Genomic DNA, 17,367 nt, shown 5'->3' with positions numbered 1-17,367 from the left:
GCCCCGTCGGTTCATCCCGGCGGGGTTTTTTCGTGATGTACACCGCAATGATCACCTCCGGCTTGCATGCAATCGTCATAACCGGCAGGGATGACGCGATCGGCGAGGTTTCCCAACTTGATTCGAATTACCCGAAAGGAAACAACTTCGATCCCCCCGGGTGCGAGTTATATAAGTTGCGACGTGGAGTTCGACTCGAGCTCCGGCAAATCAACAGTCCAGGCTGAGGGGCACAACATTGCAATGGCCCTCGCTCTTTTCGAACCCTTTGAGGTAACCCCAGTGAAGAAGTTGTTTTACTCTTTCGCGATTGCTTTGACCGCAATGGCCTACGGCACGACCGCCAACGCACAATGTTGTGGCGAACCTGTCCCCGCTCCCGCCTGTGGCGGATGTGGTGCCGTTGTTTCCGCATCGCCAGCCGAAGGTGCTCCTGTCGCTGCAGCAGCTCCCGCCGCAGTGGCTGAAGGTTGTGGCCCAGCCATGACGACTCAAACGATCATGGTGCCTCAACAGGTCACCGAAATGCAGACGGTCACCGTGACCGAAATGAAGCAAGAAACTCGTCAACGCAACTACACCGTTGTGAAGTCGGTTCCTCGCACCGAAACTCGCACTCGTACCGTGACAAAGCAAGTTCCTCGCCAAGTCGTCAAGACTGAGGAATACACCGTCATGGTCCCATCGACCAAGACGGAAGAGTACAGCGTGCAAGTTCCTGTGACGACTGAAGTCGAACAGTCTTACACGGTCATGGTTCCTCAAAAGAGCACCGTTGAAGAAACCTACACGGTCCAAGTCCCAGTGACGACCGAAGTGGAAGTTCCTTACTCGGTTCGTGTTCCTTACACCGAAACCGCGACTCGCACCTACACCGTCAACGTTCCTTACACCGAAATGGTCTCGAAGAACTACTCGGTTTGCGTTCCAGTGACTGAAAACGTTGAGCGTAGCTACACCGTTCGTGTTCCTTACACCGAGCAAGTTGCACAAACCTACACGGTTCGCGTTCCTTACACCGAAACTGTTGAGCAAACCTACACGGTTCAAGTTCCTTACACCGAAACGTTGACTGCTTCACGTACCGTTTGCAAAAGCGTTCCCGTGACGAAGACCCGTACGGTCAGCAAAGACCTGGGTAGCTACCAGTGTGTGACAGAAGAAGTTCCTGCCAGCAATGGTTGTGGATCGAGCTGTGGCGGATGCGGATCATGTGGCGGTTGCAGCGACGCATGCGGTTGCGGCAGCAGCTGTGGCGGATGCACTCAAACGATCACCAAACGCGTTTGGGTTCCTAACTTGGTCACCGAAGAAGTTCCTTATACCGAATACGTGAGCGAGCGTTCGGAAGTTCCTTACACCTACACTGTGAACAAGTGCCGCACTGAAACTCGCACTCGTCCCGTGTCGGTTTGCAAGTACCGCAACGAAACGAAGACCCGTATGGTCAACGTCACTAAGTGCCGCATGGAAACTCGTGCTCGTACGGTTCCAGTGACTCGCATGACTCGCGAAGTTCGCACTCGTCAAATTGCTGTTCGTCGTTGCCGTCAAGAACAACGCACGCAAGAGTACCAGGTCACCAAGTGCCGCACTGAGCAACGCGTTCGCAAAGAGCAACGCACCAGCTACACCAGCGAAACTCGTACACGTTCGAAAGAAGTGTGCACGATGGTCGCCGAAGCTCGCACTCGCATGGTTCCTCAAACGACCATGACGACCGAAGCTCGCACTCGTGAAGTCACCGTCATGGTTCCTGAAACCAAGACTCGTGAGTACACCGTCACCGAGTGTGACACTGTCACCGAAGAAGTTCCTTACACGGTCACCGTGATGGACCAAGTTGAAGAAGCCAAGACCGAAGACTACACCGTTTGCGTGCCAGTCCAAGTTGAAAAAGAAGTCGAAGTCACCAAGACGATCATGGTTCCTCAAACGGTTGAAGTTCCCGTTTCGAGCGGATGTGGATCGGCTGCTGGCAACGGCGGATGCAGCGGTTGCGGTTCGGCCGCACCAGTCGCATCGGGCTGTGGCTGCTGAATAGCGGTCTTCGACAAATCGTCGAATTAGAACGATCTCTCACGTTCGCGTGAGTTCGAAAGAGGCCAGCAATCTTCGGGTTGCTGGCCTTTTTTTCGTTTCTCGCTTCCTGCTTCCGCGTCAGTGCCGTGATTGACGCCGTTCGCGACGTTCCCGCGATGCAGGGCATTGATGGATGATGCCTGCTTCGTTCGGATACCCGAGACAGCGGTAGAATGAATTGAACTCGACATCGCAAAGGACGAATCGCATGAAGATCACATTGGTTGGCACGGGACGGGTCGGGTCCGCGATTGCGTTTGCATTGACCATCAATCCTTTGGCCAACGAGTTGTTGTTGCTCAACCGCTCGCGAGAGAAGGCCGAAGGCGATGCTTTGGATCTGACGCACGCCGCGGCGCTCGTCGACAGCAACATGAAAATCTACGCCGGGGACATCGCTGACTCGAATGACTCCGACGTGATCATTTTCACCGCGTCGGTTCCGTTTCGGTACCCGAACCAAACACGATTGGAGATGGGGATCGACAACATGCCCATCCTGCGTGACTGGATGCCGGCTTTGGCAAAAGCGAGCCCGAACGCGATTGTGATCATGGTCAGCAACCCGGTCGACGCGCTCGCGTATGAAACGATCCGCCTGACTGGATTTGACCCCAAGCGTGTCATTGGTACCGGCACTTTGGTCGACAGCATTCGCTACCGTGCGCTGTTGTCGACGGAGCTGAAAATTCACGCCCAAGACATCCGGGCGTACATCTTGGGCGAGCACGGCGACACACAATTCGCGGCTTCGTCGATCGCGATGACCGGGGGCGAACGGTTTTATCCCAGCGACACTTCGAGACGGATGTTCGAGGAAACCAAAGCGATGGGATACGAGGTGTTTCGATTGAAGGGGCACACGTCTTATGGCATCGCGATGGCGACCATCACCATTCTGGACAGCATCGCATATGACCTTCGCCATACGATGCCGGTCAGTGTGTTGGTCGATGGATACCTGGGCGTTGAAGACGTTTGTCTTTCGTTGCCGGCAGTCATCGGCCGCGAAGGAGTCACTCGGATTCTTCATCCGACATTGTCAGAAGACGAGGAATCCGCGTTTCGGAACTCGGCCGCGATCGTCAAGCAAACATTGGTCGAGATGGAAGCTGGGCAGTGACCGATCGGGTCTCGCTGGCTACTGCGCCTGAGATCGCGAACCACCGGGGCCGCCAGAGATTGGCCGGTCAAATGGAAGCGGGCGAGCGGCGGTCGCAAAACCACGTTTGTACAAGTGCTCTTTCAGCATCCGGAATGCGGCAAAGCTTTCGGGATAAACCCAGACTGTAATGGTGGTTTTGGATGGATCGCGTCCGGCCAATTCCACATCCAGCAACCGACTTGTCGTGAGCACTTGATCGATCGGTTGACCGTGAGGTTCTTCCAGTGGCTCGATCACCATGCCAGCCAATTGAACTCGCGTGCCCATGGAGGTCTTTCCGCCTTGGGAGACTCGACCAGTCGATTTGTCCATCGCATAGTGGGCGACGTATCCGCGGATGGGGCCGACGGCGGAGGAAGAGCGTCCGTCTCGCGAACCACGGATGACGCGTCCGAAGTCTTCCTTGATAGCTTTCAACAATGGCTCGATCGGGACGACTGACAAGCGATCGCTTTTTAAACGCAAATGGATCTCATCGCCGAAAACGGTTTTCGCCATCGGTGTCGGCAAGTGCTCCACCGCAACGACGGGTGTTTCTTGATTTTCGAGACGTTCCTTGGTGCCGGCCAAAGTTGCCAGTTCCGAGCTGACTTCTCGCATTTCACGGCCGAGTTTCGCGGCTTGGACATTGTCTTGGTCGAGCTGCTTTTGCTTCTTCTCCCAAGCTTCTTCGGCGAGCGTCAGCAGGTCGAGCAAGGCACCGCGTTCCCGTTTGGCTTGTTCCAATTCCAAATCATATCGCTTGACCATGTTTTCCAGACGCATCGATTCACGCTGCGCCGCCGCGGCTCGCATCGCGGTTTGTGCGAGTCGCGAAATTTGGGAATCGCTTGCCAGTTTTGGTTCTGGTAGCGGCATGCCTTCGGGCGAGACGAGGTCGCCTGGTTTCTGAGCGATTTCGTCTGGCGAAGTGAGCGCATGGGTGATTCGCTGCGTTTGGGTTCCCAAGACCACCACGAGGATGATCAGGATTCCAACGAGGTTGGCGACGATGTCCAAGAAAGCATCGTGACCGAGTTCCAGTGTCGTGCGTCTGCGTCGACTCATCGAACCCTCCGCGTGATTTCCACACCGCTGTCGTGCATCAACGTCTGCAGTTCATGAAAACGTTGATCGGCATGCGGTGCCACCAATACATCGAGTCGAGGTTGCCAGCGGCCTCCGGGAAGCGTCGCTCCCCAACCGTCCACTCGGTCGTGAACCGCAGTCGCCAATTGCATGGTCGCTTTGTGAACCGAACTGTTCTCGAAGGGGAACGTTGCAACGACGACATTGTTTTGAACCAACTCGTATCGATCGTGGTGGCAAACCATCGCGATCGGACGCACGACCTGAGTTCCATTGATGCCGGCCATCGAACGTGGCAGCGCCCAGTCTCTGCCTTCGCGGCGCACCGTTGCGGATGGTTGCTGTTGCGACTGCATGTTCATGCTTGGCGGTGGCTGATTGGCTGAATCAGGTGCCTGGCTCGACGATGGTGGCGAGGCCGACGATTGGGAAACGGAGGCGGAGGCCGATTGGCCGCCGGTCGATTGCTGCATGCCAGCGACTTGCTCGCCGTTGACCGGCGAACTGGAGCCGCGGAAATCCGGATCGGTTTCGTCGGCGGTGGATTCGCCGTCGGTGCCGTCGGCGGATGGATCGCTCATCGATCCCGAACTTGCGGACGGATCGCGACTGGTGTCGCCTTGTGGATCACCCAACAGCGGATTGTCTTTTTGAGCCAAGTAGTCGTTCAAAGCATCAGATCGCGAATTGACCGCGCCGAAGCTGGATTGACTGGATCCCGGAATTGGTTCCGCCAGTCCGCCGGCGGGCAATGGCGGGCCTGAATCACGAGACGGCATGAAGCCGTTGGCACGTGCTTGGCGATCGAGCGAACGAGCCGAAAGAACTGGTAACGGTTTTTGAGCCGGTTGCATGCGTGAGTTTGAGTCGCTGCTGAGTTGCGATGTGGCTCCGCTGGGTTGGCCAGCGTACGGATTGTTGGTGAGTTCACCGTTGCCGCTTCCTTCACCGGGTCCCAAGCCACCACTTGGTTTGGCACTGAATGCATCCGCATTCGCGAAACCGTTGCCGGACGGTCGTGACGAAGCACCCCCGAGCGTCGAGCCGCCGTTCAAGCTTTGCAGGCCGTCTCCGTTGCCATTGCCTCCCCGGCCGCCACGACTTTCGCCGATGTACTGTTGAATGTTGCGGCTGGCGGCTTCATGAACGGCTAACTCCATCTTGGGTTTCAAGACTCGGTCGGGTTTGGGAAACGCCAGGTCCACTTCTGCGGGAACCAGCTCGTATCCGTATTGGTCATCCCAATCCTGCATCGCAGCTCGGGCGGTCACAAATGTCTCGATGCCATCGGGACGAACGATGAGCAACGGGTACGGTGGAACTCCGTCGCCATAATTTTGCATCGCGTGTTGCCGGAACACTCGAAGAGCTGCGTCAAGTGGATTGCGACGAGGCGATCCAGATTGAACGCCAGCCAACAATTGTGTGTGTGTGATGCGAGTGTTCTCGGGCCAGATCGTGACGCCGACTTCGGTGCACTCCACATAAACGGGCCGGCGAGCCGTTCCGTTGGGACCGCGGTGAGGCACGATGACGACGCGAGGTTTTTCGCCTGATTTGACGTGTTCGAGTTCGGCAATTTCGCGGCGCAGCGTTTCCATCTCTTCACGCATCATCACGATGGCTTGTTCGTCGACTTTGGTGGCATCATCGGGAGCGATCGCTGCATCAACTTCATCGCTGAGTTGCTTCAGCCGATCACGCAGTTTTTTCGCGGCCGTTTGAACTTGAGTCAGTTCGTCACGACGTCGTTCGACTTTGCTGGTTTGCTTTTCTCGATGTGATACCAATTGTTCGACGCGAAATTGTTCTTCTTCCAACAACTGTTGAGCCAACGCCGCGGTCATGGCTGGCGGTGCATCAGAATCTGCTTGCGCGTCACCTGACTCATCCTCGGACGAAGTCTTTTCGTCATCCGAAGGGTCGATCGTCGATGCTACCGCTTCCGCTTGCTGAGCAACTTGCGGGACCGAGGTGTCCTGAGCTTTTTCGGCCACGAGAGCCAGCAACAGGATCAAGGTACCCAGCGTGCAGACCAGCACCGCGAGGAACGGGAACAACGAAGGAGACAGCGAGGCGCGTCGCCGACTCATGCCGCACGCCTTTTGCTGGTGGAGTCATCACGTCCGCTGGGAGCTTTTGCCGCAGGCAATCGTTGCGACAATGAATCGACGGCACGTGCGAGTGTTCGCATCGCATCCCCCATCACCGGATCCAGTTCAACGACAGACGCTTCCGGTTGTGCCTGCATGCCTTGCTGAGCCGCGAGTGCGGTCATAGCTTCGGTGTGAGTCATCAAGGTGCGGCGATGCGTTTGCACTTCCACAGCGGTCGCGTGCATCGCATCGTTCCAAGACTTCGTTTGGTCTTGCAACGTTTGACTGACGCCGTTTCCGATCGTGTCCAACCGAGACACGGTGGCTTCGATCCGGTCCGCGTGACTGGTCAGCGCCGGTTGCAATGACGCTTGCATCAATTTGCGGAACTGTTCGGAACCTTCGTTGTGCTGAGTTCGCCACGACGCTTGGGCTTCTTCGATTGTTTCCCGCCACAGTTTGGCTTGCGTGGCAAGGGACTCTTGCACCGCGACTCGGATGCCATCGCACAACTGCGTGACCAGAGCGGTTTGGCTGTCGCCGGCATCGTCGCTGGGCAAAGCTTCCGAGACCAAATTGCGAACTCGCAGATCAACGTTGGCGAGCAAGCTTTGTTGAGAACGTTCGACGGGGAACTGCAGGAAAATCGCGAGAACCGACAGCACCAATCCAAGCGCTGTGGTATCGAAGGCGACGTACAAACCGCTCTTCAATCGATCCACCGCGGCAGTCCCATCGGTGAAGTCCAATCCGCCGAGCGTTTGTGTGATCCCGATAACCGTGCCCAAGAAACCAAGCATTGGAATGGCCCACACGATGATGCGGATCAAGCCAAAGGAGTCATGAGCCGCATCGGCGTCGCGCTCGGACAGTTCCCGCAAGTCTTGCGGCAGGTCTCCGGTTCCCGTGCGATGCGTTTGACGCCCCAGCACTTCGTTCAGGCGACGGACCAGCAACGAATTTCGAGTGGCTGATGGAAGTGACCGCAAGGCTTTTCGCCAATTCCGAGCGATTGCGCCAGCGTCGTTCTGCTGGAGCCATCGCTGCGCGGGTGAATCCGAGGCGACACCAGTCGCGTGAGCCATCAAATCTTCGTCGCGAAGCAATTCCAGTTGATGTCGATCGCGAGCGACTTGCAAGGCGCGAACGGCGAGGATGGCGACTGCGACGCAAAACAAAATCGCGGCGGCAACAGCGACCGGGTGCCCGAGAAAGTATCGGTTCAGTGGGCCCCAATTGGCTCCGAAGACAACGCCGTAAAACACGGCGGATAGGACCAGTCCCAGCCCGATTGGACCGACGGAGGTCACGATCTTCGACAGCATGGAAGGCGAATCGACCAAGTCGGACGGTTCATCCGCCGCGGCCTTTTCGTGGTTGCTGGCTTGCGGAGAGGCCTGCAATTTCGTCGGAGGCTCGACGGGTTCGCCCCAATGATCGGCGGGGGAAAACGTGTCGTTGGCGTTGAAATCGTGAGGCTTCATCGGACTCCTTCCGGACGGAACGGCGATTCATGGCGCGGAACGGCACAGCCGGTCGCACACGCCACGTCGCTAGGATCGACCGATACAACCGGCGGACTTCATCTAATCCGCATTTTTTGACATTCGGTTGTGGCGATGGTCGGATCGAAGCGGAACTGCTCGGGGTGAACCGTAGAGAGTAGGAGGTTTGGCTCCTCGCCAGAAAGGTCGATCCGCAGTTGCGGGCGAGCGATCTGGACCGCAACGGAGTCGCTGTTCTAGAGTGGCGGTGCTGATCGTTCGAACTTCGCCCGAAGTCCTGAACTCATCTCTTTCTTGATTCATTTCCGGAGAAATCACCGTGCGTACGAACTTGGTTGCCTCGATGGTTTGCGTTGGAATTGGCGTCGTGATTGGATTGTGTCTGGGATCGGACAAATCCGATGGCGCGTTCGCTCAAGACTCGCCGGTGATTCGTCAACCAGAATCGCTCACTGGCGAACCGCACCCGTTGGAGGGGAACCCCACGCTCATCCAAGCTCGGCCGGGCCGAGACGTGGGGGCATCAGGCGAAATAATCGGATTTTCCCATGTGGATGAATCAGGAACGCAAGTAATTAGTTTGGTAAACACAGGAAAACTGTGGATGGCGGTGTATCATGTGGGTCCCGATGGCGAGATCCGACTGGTGAGCAGCCGCGCTATCGATGCCGATTTTTCATTGGAACTCAACGCGACGGCGCCCTTGCCGGATGACATTCGTCGAATGCAAGGGAACACGAAGCCTCGTTGAGGCGGCAATTCTGCATCTGAACGGCCCGTTTCTGTTGGCGATTCGCCGCGACGGTCATTAAGATGGGGATGGCAGGGAAGCTACATCAAAACGACAACTTTCGACGCCCTCTATCCTCATCTCAGCGTTGCCATGGCCTCTTATTTGTCTCTCGAAGACGCCGCCAAACAACTCGGAATTCCTGCCGACAAACTGATTGATCTTCGCAGCCAAGGTCAGGTCCGGGGATTTCGCGATGGTTCGAGCTGGAAGTTCCCTGAGGCAGAGATCGAGCGTTTAAAAGACGAATTGCCCAACATGTCCGGACTGGGATCCGGAATCTTAGCGGCTGACGGTGGTGGATCGAAAATCGGATCCGTGATCGGCGGCGACAATTCAGCCAGCGATGACAGCGGAGTCGATTTGGACATCGAGTCGCTCAGCAGCGGCAGCGACGTCAACCTGATCGCAAGCGATTCGGGAGACGGCAGTGATGTGACGATCGTGCCTGGTGCAAAAGCCGACAGCGACGCACCACTGAAAATTGATCTGGATGAATTGAATTTGTCGGGTTCAGCACTCTCGCACGACAGCGGCGAGTTGGAATTGGAATCGCCGACCCCTGGTCCTCAGCCAAATAGCGACAGCGACGAGTTCAACCTTGGAAGCTCGTTGGGATTGAGCAGCGATTCAGATGATCTGACGCTGGAACCTGTGAAAGGAACCGCTCCTGAAGGAGCTGCCAAGAGCCAATCGGATTTGTCCGGTTTGGGCGGAGAAGACAGCGACGGCGAACTGGATTTGGGCGACATCAGCTCCGATGACCAAGCCAGCAGCCTCGAGTTGATGGGCGACCTCGATCTGGACAGCAGTCCATCGGCGATCGAATCCAAGAGCCATGCTGGCAGCGACGTTCTGAGTGAATTGGATTTGTTGGCAGGCGATGCAGCGGGAAGTGGTTTGCTTTCCGGAAGCGGCGACTTGCTGGGCAGTTCGCTAATGTCCGCTGGTTCAGGCGGATCCTCCGGGGTCGATGATGCACTCGCCGACGACGACGATCTGATCATCGCGGACGACGACGATGACTTGGTTGTCAGCGGTGCGGGCAGCGACATCTCGATCGCTGGTGATAGCGGCATCAACCTGATGAGTCCCTCGGACAGCGGTTTGTCGCTCGAGAGCGAGCCATTGGATTTGGCCGGCAGCAGCATTTCCGCCTTGGATTTGGGAGCGGAGCTCAACGAAGGATCCGGAACTGGAAGCGGTCGCGATGGAAGTGGATTGGTTCCCGCCAGCGAAATGGGTTCGGGAATCGACTTCCAAGGCGACGACGAATTCCAACTGTCCGCTTCGGGCATGCAGATCGATGGCAACGAAGAGAGCGCCTCTCAGGTGATCGAAGTTGTCGATTCCGAGTCGGTTGACATTGAAGAAGTCGATTTCGATGGAGCCGACCAAGTCGATGCCTTTGACGAAGCCGGTGACAGCGGTTTCGCAATGGACGACGACGTCGCAGAAGTGGACGCATTGGACGATCCAATGGACAGCGACGGATTGATCGATGAAAACGCCGCGGTGGCAGCAGCTGGTGCAGGCGTTCGAGGCGGATACGAAGTTCCGTTCACATTGCTTCAAACGATTGGCTTGCTTCTTATCCTCTGCGTGATGAGCTTGGGAGGCATGTTAATGACCGATTTGGTTCGCAACATGTGGAGCTACGCCGAACCATCTGCTCCCGTCAGTGCCCTGACCGACATGCTGATCAGCGTGGCCGGCTGGGGACAGTGATCTCGATTGAGCGGTTGGTTCTTGATTGACCGCACCCACTGAGATTCTCTCCCGCAAAACAGCGGTGCTGACTGGCATTGTTGATTGACCCAAATTGCCCGGCTGGCCATCTCGAGCTCGCCGAGGCAAATCGTCGTCGCCACGGCCCCACTGTGGCCCCCTGTGCAGTTGTGGGCCTCTGTGCAGTTGTGGGCCTCTGTGCAGTGGGGCTTCCTCCTTTCCTGTGTCTCGATTTCTGTTCTCTCGTCCATGAACTGAACGAGGGTTCGTCGCCCAGGATCGACCGCCGCAGAGCCTCAAAGTCCTCTGCGCGATGCCATTTGCCCAAGTTTCCACCTCAAAAAAATTCTTTTCTGGTTGGCTTGGAGACTCGCACGAGGTCTTTTCGAGTTGTGTGGCATCAACGGAAATCGCTCCATCGACGGGGAACCCCGTCTTCAACTAACCCGTTATGGGGGGTTTTGTTCACCCTTTTTCTAGCATTTTGGGTCATAGTCAATGCATTTAAGGTGGAACGAAGCACCGTATACTGTAACATTCGGTTACACATTCCGCGTTCAGCGGTTTGCGTGTCGTGAATTGTTCAGTCATGAACTGCCTTTGCGACAGATTTCAACACTCCCCTCAGGTATGGATTTATCCCGATGAAGCATTTGTTTTCGCTCACGATCTTGTTCGCTGGCCTCACTCTCACATTCGCTGGCTGTGGTGACCAAGCCGAAGTGGTTGAGCCATCTCAGGCTGCTGAATCTGTTGAACTGTCTCCTGAGGAACAAGCTGAATACGACAAAGAGATGGCAAAGCAAATGGGGAACTAGTTTCCCAGGCGCGGCCCAATCGCCAATCGTTCTCCATCATCCTTCGACGGCGTTTGAGTCTGAGCCAACCAGTCTGAAGTGGGTGCAGTTGTATGCTGAGCCCAGTCACTTATTGAACACTTTTCTGTTGAGTTCTTTTTAAATCGGAGAGACTTTTTATGTTGAATCGTTCTAAATCTCGAACTGGCTTTACGCTGGTTGAGCTTCTTGTGGTGATCGCCATCATTGGCGTCTTGGTGGGGCTGCTTTTGCCAGCCGTCCAGGCAGCCCGAGAAGCAGCCCGTCGCATGAGTTGCAGCAATAATTTCAAGCAATTGGGATTGGCGATGCACAACTATGTTTCCGCCTATGATCAAGTACCGATGAACTATGGTGGAACGACGCCCGTCGCTCCTTTGAATGCAGGCCCCGGTGGGGCGACGAGCTGGTGGAATAACAACAACTTTGGAAACCACGAATTGCTTTCGATGTTGATCGGTCTGACTCCATTTGTGGAAGCACAAGCCACTTGGGAACAGATTTCGAATCCATTCCCAGCTGACACGAACAACGATGGCACGCCAGACATCACGTTTCCTCCAATGGGCCCGACTCCCACGCCAGGTACCAATGACCGAAACTTCTACTCACCTTGGATGACGGACCTGCCGTTTCTACGTTGCCCGAGTGATCCAGGTCGTGGCGCTCCGACGATGGGACGTACGAACTACGCTCCTAATGTTGGCGACAACATGAACCGTTGGAATGGTGGCAAGAACGGAGACTTGACGGTCAATAACTGGGCGATGGGTGTTCAATCACGCAACCGTGGTTTCTTCATCCCTCGTGACGTCACAAAATTCAGGGATATCCTGGACGGGTTGTCCAACACAATCGCAATGGCTGAGATCGCCACTGACCTGAATGATGGTGATAAACGGACGTCACTTGCTGTGGCCACCGGCGGAACTTATCAAAGCAATCCGAACCACTGCGAAGAACTGTTCTTGGATCCAGAGCGTCCACAGTTTTGGATCGATCCTGACAGCCCAGGAACCGGGCAGTCACCAGGGGATCAGCCTCGTGGTCTCGGAGCAGCAACTTCACGTGGCGCGCGTTGGGCAAACGCTCGGCCTATCTTTTCGACTGTGAACACCATTTTGGCTCCCAACAAAGGCGTTTGTGCCGACAGTTGGCCAGGAAATGGTGCGATCGCTCCTCCCAGCAGTCGTCACCAAGGTGGCGTCCACATCCTGATGGGTGACGGTGCGGTGAAATTCATCACCGATTCCATCGAAGCAGGCAACGCATCGGCACCAATGCCCGATCCAGGACAAAAGAGTCCTTACGGTGTTTGGGGTGCTTTGGGCACACGTGCGAGCCGCGAAGTCATCGAACTGGATCTTTGATCCACGAAGGTTTCTTTGAAAACAACATTACGAACCGCTCTTCAATTTGGAGAGCGGTTCTTTTTTTGTTGGTGCTCGATCATCATTCGAACTCGCTTGGCAGCTCCGGTTGCAATTCTGGGTACCCCTTAGTGACTTGCCAGGGTGTTTGCTCGGTGAGGCGACTGACAATTTGAGTTCGCACTTCATCCACCTCGACGGTGTCGTCTCGCGGAAGCGTCGTCGCCATGGATGCCCATGCCTCGGCTTCCCAAAGTCGTCCTAGCTTTTCTAATTCAAGAGCAATGTCGGTGGCCAGTTGTCGCGAGATACTGCCCATCTGATCGAATCGTTCCATGGAGACGCGAACCTGTTCGAGACTTTCGAGTCGATTTGCAATCGCACTCAATCGTTCCGGTGATTCAATCTGCAGTTCGCTTGTCAGCTCCAAGATTGATGCCCAAGGTTTGACAAGGTCGGGATCTCGCTGACCGGCGTTCCAAAAGAATTGCAGTGCGTCCTTCGGTTTCCCTTTCGCAGCGGCGACGGTCGCTTTTGCGATCCAGTATTGGGAACTGGCATCGAGTGATGAAGCATCTTGTTCCGTCAGCCACTGCTGGTACGCATCGATGTTGCCGCTTTCTGCGAAAGCAAGTCCCAGTTGCAATTGCGCGGGCTCGAACTCCGGATGCTGATCAATGATCTCACCAAGGATTTTGGTTGCCTCGTCTGTTTGGCCGGACTTCAGCAACTTGTTTGCTTGTCGCAATAGTGGTCGTTTGTCATCGGGATTTCGACGAACTATCTCCAGCGTCGATCCGAGGTCATCTTTGGCCGATGGAGCGATCCCAAGCGACAGCAACAGTTTGGTATCGAACTGACGTTGCCGGACCAGGATTCGACCATGGGAAGTTGCTTCGGCTCGGTTGCCGCTGTTGACGTACAAGTCGTAGAGCCATCGACGCGTGGCATGTCGGGATGGAACCGCCTGGATGGTCGCTTCTAGCAAGCCAATCGCATCGTAGAGACGTCCTGCAGCGACCAATGCGATCATTGCTTGCCGGACTCTCCCGTCGTTGCTGAACGATTCCACGGAGCAGGCCCTCACCAAAAGGTCGGCTACTTCATCAGGCTTTTCCAGGTGTTGAGCGACTTTTGCGACGGAGGCGATGGCGTCGGCATCGTCCGCATGAGCTTCCAAGACCGCGTCTGAGTACTGCCACGCTTCGGTCCATTTTTGTTTTCGCATCGCAAGTCGTAGTTCACCCAGCGGCCGTTCGGGTGCCTGACGTACCTCGGGTGTATCCTGTTTTCCGCACCCGGGAGCGACCGCCAACGGAAACGACAGCAAGGCAATCATTTCGAGCCTGCGTCTCGCGCCGAACAGGCGTGTTTTTCTACTTGAGTGCATGATCGCCTCGAAATGCTTGATGTGGTTTGACGGTCGTCATCGTGCGATAGGCTGGCGAGTTCGCACATTGCCGGCACGCAACAATGGCACTGAACGAGTGACGACCCAATGCGACGGACACTATAGTATTGTTGCCATGCTAAATCTTCGAACACCTGCTGTTTTTATCACTGTCGTGATGACGTGCGCATCAATGGTTGGATGCCGTGAACGCGCTGCTGAGTCCATTACCGGTTCCTCGAGTCCAAACAACGAACTCGTCGATATTCAACCCGCGTCGAGTCAGTATTCAAAGGAGTGGCACGACCGTGTTGGCCGTGAAGTGCAAGCCTTTTGTGCGGACTGTCACGTGTTGCCGCTGGCCACCAGTTCAGAACAATCTCATTGGCCAGGTGAAGTCGATCAAGGGCTCAACTTGTACGTAACTTCGGGGCGAACGGACTTGAAGGTCCCCGCTCGGGACGATGTCATCGCTTTCTTCGAAATGCAAGCGCCTGAAAAGTTTGATTGGTCGCCTTGGTTGAAATCTGTTCCAAAAAGCAAAATCGATTTCACCACTCTATCTGTTGGTCTGGCAGATGAAGGAACGACACGACCTCGTCCGCCTGGCGTCACAAATGTTCGGTGGCTCGACATTGGAATGAACGATTCACTCGCGTTGGTCTACTGCGATATTGGCAGTGGCGCCGTCGTGGCTCATTGGCCCGATCGCGACGGTGGAACATCGAAACATCTCGCTACGTTGTTTCAACCAGTTCATGCCGAGGCGTGTGACTTGGACGGAGATGGCCGCCAAGACATCATTGTTGCTGACATCGGTGAGTTTGATGCCAACGACAGCAACCTTGGAAGAATCGTTTGGTTGCGTCGAAAACCAGAGTCCGAGGAATTTGAACAAATCGTCTTGATGGATGGGATTGGACGCGTCGCTGATGCGAGACCAGCGGATTTTGACAACGACGGCGATGTCGACTTGGTTGTTGCAGAATTCGGTTGGCGGACGAGCGGACGAATTGTGCTTCTCGAAAACCGAATCAGTGAGTCGGTTGCTGCTGCGGATCAGCAAGAACGTTTGTCCGAGTCGTTCATCGTCCACGAAATCGACAACCGGCACGGGACGATTCACGTGCCCCCAGCTGATCTGAATGGCGACGGTCACATGGATTTCATTGCCGCGATCAGTCAAGGCTACGAGACGGTTGAAGCGTTCTTGAATGATGGCAAGGGTGGCTTCCAACAGGAAGTCATCTTCGCGGCGCCCGATCCGGCGTTTGGATTGTCTGGCATACAACTCGTCGACATGGATTTGGACGGTGATTTGGATGTGCTACTGACCAACGGGGATTCGTTCGATCGTGGCGTGAAGCCTTACCATGCCGTTTGGTGGTTAGAAAACGACGGAGCCTATCCCTACAAACACCACAAGCTTTGCAACATGCCGGGAGTGCTGACCGCGAAAGCGGGAGACTTCGATGGTGATGGGGACATGGATGTGGTCGCGGGATCCTTGATGGCGGGACCTGTTCGGGACCAGTTTGAAAGCTTTCAAATGGCGTCCATCATGATGTTGATACAAACCGAGCCTGGCGTGTTCCAGCCAACCTCGTTGCAGCTACATTCGCATCAGCATGCATCGATCGAAGTCGATGATTTTGATCAAGACGGCAAGATCGATTTTGCGATCAGCAATTTGTTGCGGACAGCCAGAGGCAACGAACCGGATGCCGTCATTTGGTGGAATCAGTCGCCTGGTCCCTGACTTGCTTCGCATGTTCACGGTCGACGCGAATGAAGTGATCGGCCATGGAAAGAGTCAGACCCTGCAGCTTCATTCCGGCTAAGTCATCGATCTCAGTGCTTGGCATGTGACATTGGACACACTGATCAGCGAGGCTGACTGGTAACTCCGGACGCATGCCGCAGTGCTCAGCGTCGTGACAGTTCAAGCACGCTCGGCGAAAGAAAGCTTCGTCGCCACGTTTCGCAACGTGCGGGTCATGGCAGTCCGTACAGGTCATCTCGGAGCTTTGAAAACAGTCGCTCATCCGTAGCCGCGCCAATTGGTTGCTCGTGTGGATACCGCTGTCATCGAAGTCTGGTTTGAGCGTGTGATGAAATTCGCTGATGTCATCGCCGGGGCGAAAGCTGAACGCTGGCTTCTTGAAATCGAACGATCCAGAGTGGCACTGGCCGCAAATATCGAGTTGCCGTTCCCTGGATAGTTCGTTTGGTTGGACGATGTGTTGAGCTGTTTTTGAATCAGGGTTGGTCGTGTGGAAATCGACATGCGACTTTCCTGGCCCATGGCAACGCTCACACGAAATCCCCCAGATCGCAGACGATGGCTGGTAGTGGTTGGGTGCTTCCGTTTGCTCGATGTAAGTGATGTGGCATTCCAAGCATTCGGTGCGAATGACTCGGCCGAAATTGACATCGAGGTCCTCAAACCCCGGACTGGTCAACCACTGTTCGGGGCCGCTGAAGTACGACGCGAAGGACTGGAAAAGGCGGTCTTCGTCCCAGTACAAAAATGTCTGAGCGACCTTTCCCGAACCAGTGATGACGTCCATCGGGACATCGACGCTCCAATCGGAAAGCGAAACTTGCTGGACGATGGAATCGCCTTCCTTCTGAATGGTCAGCGTAAGGTCTGGATCGCTGGATTTCAGTTCATTGCCCTGAGAATCGACGGGCCCCAAAAACCGGTCGGGGTCAGCAGTGCTGCTGGTCATGTTGTGAGCCGTCAAAAGGAAGCCACGGTGACGGTCTTGATGGCAGGTGGCACAGGCTTCCGCGCCCAAGAATCCATCCGAATTGACGCTCTCGGGAACATCAGCTTGGACGACATCGCTGCTGGAGGGACCGTTCTCGAGCGAAGAAAAGGGAAGGACCAATCGGGGACGCGGTTGATCATCCTTTTGCAGGACCCATGATCCGGGAATCACTCCTTTCTGAGCCACGACCCTGGGGGTCAAACGCACGACGTCGGATTTCTGCTGACTCTTTGGCAGAGTGGACGAAGCCGCGTCCATTTTTCGCGAAAGCTTTTCCACGAGTTCCGATTCGTCTTCGGATTGGGTGGCTACGTAGGCAGCAGTCAGACACAGACCAGCGATGACTGCCGCGATCAACCAAACTCGGGGGCTCGATGTGTCAGCCAAAGCAAACAACTTCACAAAGGGGAGGGGAACGAAGCGAACACGATGACAAGGGAGTCGATTTTATCAAATCACGCTCGTTTGATCGCGAGGAATCGAGGCAGAGCAATTTGGACAACCTGTTCGGGTGATTCGGCAAATGGTTCTCGATCGGTCGTGCGTCGCAATTGGCCCACGCC

Annotated in this window: 12 protein-coding genes; 7 read left to right on the top strand and 5 right to left on the bottom strand. The window is 55.6% G+C overall.

Annotated elements, in window-relative coordinates; translation table 11 throughout:
* Window positions 1-282 precede the first annotated feature (282 nt).
* Window positions 283-2,040, top strand: coding sequence for a hypothetical protein (locus tag CEE69_RS00200; RefSeq protein ID WP_099258567.1), 1,758 nt, complete (start codon window positions 283-285; stop codon window positions 2,038-2,040).
* Between the two features lie 250 nt (window positions 2,041-2,290).
* Complete coding sequence (locus CEE69_RS00190; protein WP_099258565.1) at window positions 2,291-3,205, top strand: lactate/malate dehydrogenase family protein; 915 nt, start codon at window positions 2,291-2,293, stop codon at window positions 3,203-3,205.
* Between the two features lie 18 nt (window positions 3,206-3,223).
* Here the strand turns inward: CEE69_RS00190 and CEE69_RS00185 are convergent, their stop codons facing one another.
* The 3 genes from CEE69_RS00185 to CEE69_RS00175 are packed head-to-tail and all read right to left on the bottom strand — an operon-like array spanning window position 3,224 to window position 7,895.
* Complete coding sequence (locus CEE69_RS00185; protein WP_099258564.1) at window positions 3,224-4,294, bottom strand: hypothetical protein; 1,071 nt, start codon at window positions 4,292-4,294, stop codon at window positions 3,224-3,226.
* Window positions 4,291-6,408, bottom strand: coding sequence for a coiled-coil domain-containing protein (locus CEE69_RS00180; RefSeq protein WP_099258563.1), 2,118 nt, complete (start codon window positions 6,406-6,408; stop codon window positions 4,291-4,293). The genes CEE69_RS00185 and CEE69_RS00180 overlap by 4 nt, the downstream gene beginning before the upstream one ends.
* Window positions 6,405-7,895 carry a MotA/TolQ/ExbB proton channel family protein gene (locus CEE69_RS00175; RefSeq protein WP_099258562.1) on the bottom strand — a complete coding sequence of 497 codons (1,491 nt, stop codon included), beginning with the start codon at window positions 7,893-7,895 and terminating at the stop codon, window positions 6,405-6,407. Before CEE69_RS00175 ends, CEE69_RS00180 begins: the two co-directional genes overlap by 4 nt.
* Before the next feature lie 340 nt (window positions 7,896-8,235).
* Between CEE69_RS00175 and CEE69_RS00165 the strand changes: the two genes are divergently transcribed.
* The 4 genes from CEE69_RS00165 (at window position 8,236) to CEE69_RS00155 (ending at window position 12,640) form a co-directional block, all read left to right on the top strand.
* Window positions 8,236-8,667, top strand: a complete 432-nt coding sequence (locus tag CEE69_RS00165) for a hypothetical protein (protein WP_099258561.1) — start codon at window positions 8,236-8,238, stop codon at window positions 8,665-8,667.
* Between the two features lie 132 nt (window positions 8,668-8,799).
* On the top strand, window positions 8,800-10,434 hold the full coding sequence (locus CEE69_RS00160; RefSeq protein ID WP_099258560.1) for a helix-turn-helix domain-containing protein: 1,635 nt from the start codon (window positions 8,800-8,802) through the stop codon (window positions 10,432-10,434).
* 644 nt (window positions 10,435-11,078) lie between these two features.
* Window positions 11,079-11,252: a hypothetical protein gene (locus CEE69_RS32710; RefSeq protein ID WP_199169763.1), complete on the top strand. Its 174-nt coding sequence runs from the start codon at window positions 11,079-11,081 to the stop codon at window positions 11,250-11,252.
* Between the two features lie 158 nt (window positions 11,253-11,410).
* The gene (locus CEE69_RS00155; RefSeq protein WP_099258559.1) at window positions 11,411-12,640 is read left to right on the top strand and encodes a DUF1559 domain-containing protein; all 1,230 of its coding nucleotides are present in this window, start codon (window positions 11,411-11,413) and stop codon (window positions 12,638-12,640) included.
* An 82-nt stretch (window positions 12,641-12,722) separates the two neighbouring features.
* Here the strand turns inward: CEE69_RS00155 and CEE69_RS00150 are convergent, their stop codons facing one another.
* Window positions 12,723-13,979: a tetratricopeptide repeat protein gene (locus tag CEE69_RS00150; RefSeq protein ID WP_099259162.1), complete on the bottom strand. Its 1,257-nt coding sequence runs from the start codon at window positions 13,977-13,979 to the stop codon at window positions 12,723-12,725.
* Between the two features lie 691 nt (window positions 13,980-14,670).
* Here CEE69_RS00150 and CEE69_RS00145 point away from each other — a divergent pair.
* Window positions 14,671-15,789, top strand: coding sequence for an FG-GAP repeat domain-containing protein (locus CEE69_RS00145; protein WP_233214445.1), 1,119 nt, complete (start codon window positions 14,671-14,673; stop codon window positions 15,787-15,789).
* Here CEE69_RS00145 and CEE69_RS00140 read toward each other — a convergent pair.
* A complete protein-coding gene (locus CEE69_RS00140) occupies window positions 15,758-17,191 on the bottom strand; it encodes a multiheme c-type cytochrome (protein WP_233214444.1) in 1,434 nt (477 codons plus the stop codon). The genes CEE69_RS00145 and CEE69_RS00140 overlap by 32 nt on opposite strands.
* Window positions 17,192-17,367 lie beyond the last annotated feature (176 nt).

This window comes from Rhodopirellula bahusiensis, assembly GCF_002727185.1.
GTDB classification, from domain to species: domain Bacteria; phylum Planctomycetota; class Planctomycetia; order Pirellulales; family Pirellulaceae; genus Rhodopirellula; species Rhodopirellula bahusiensis.
This window is presented reverse-complemented; position numbering and strand designations above follow the sequence as displayed.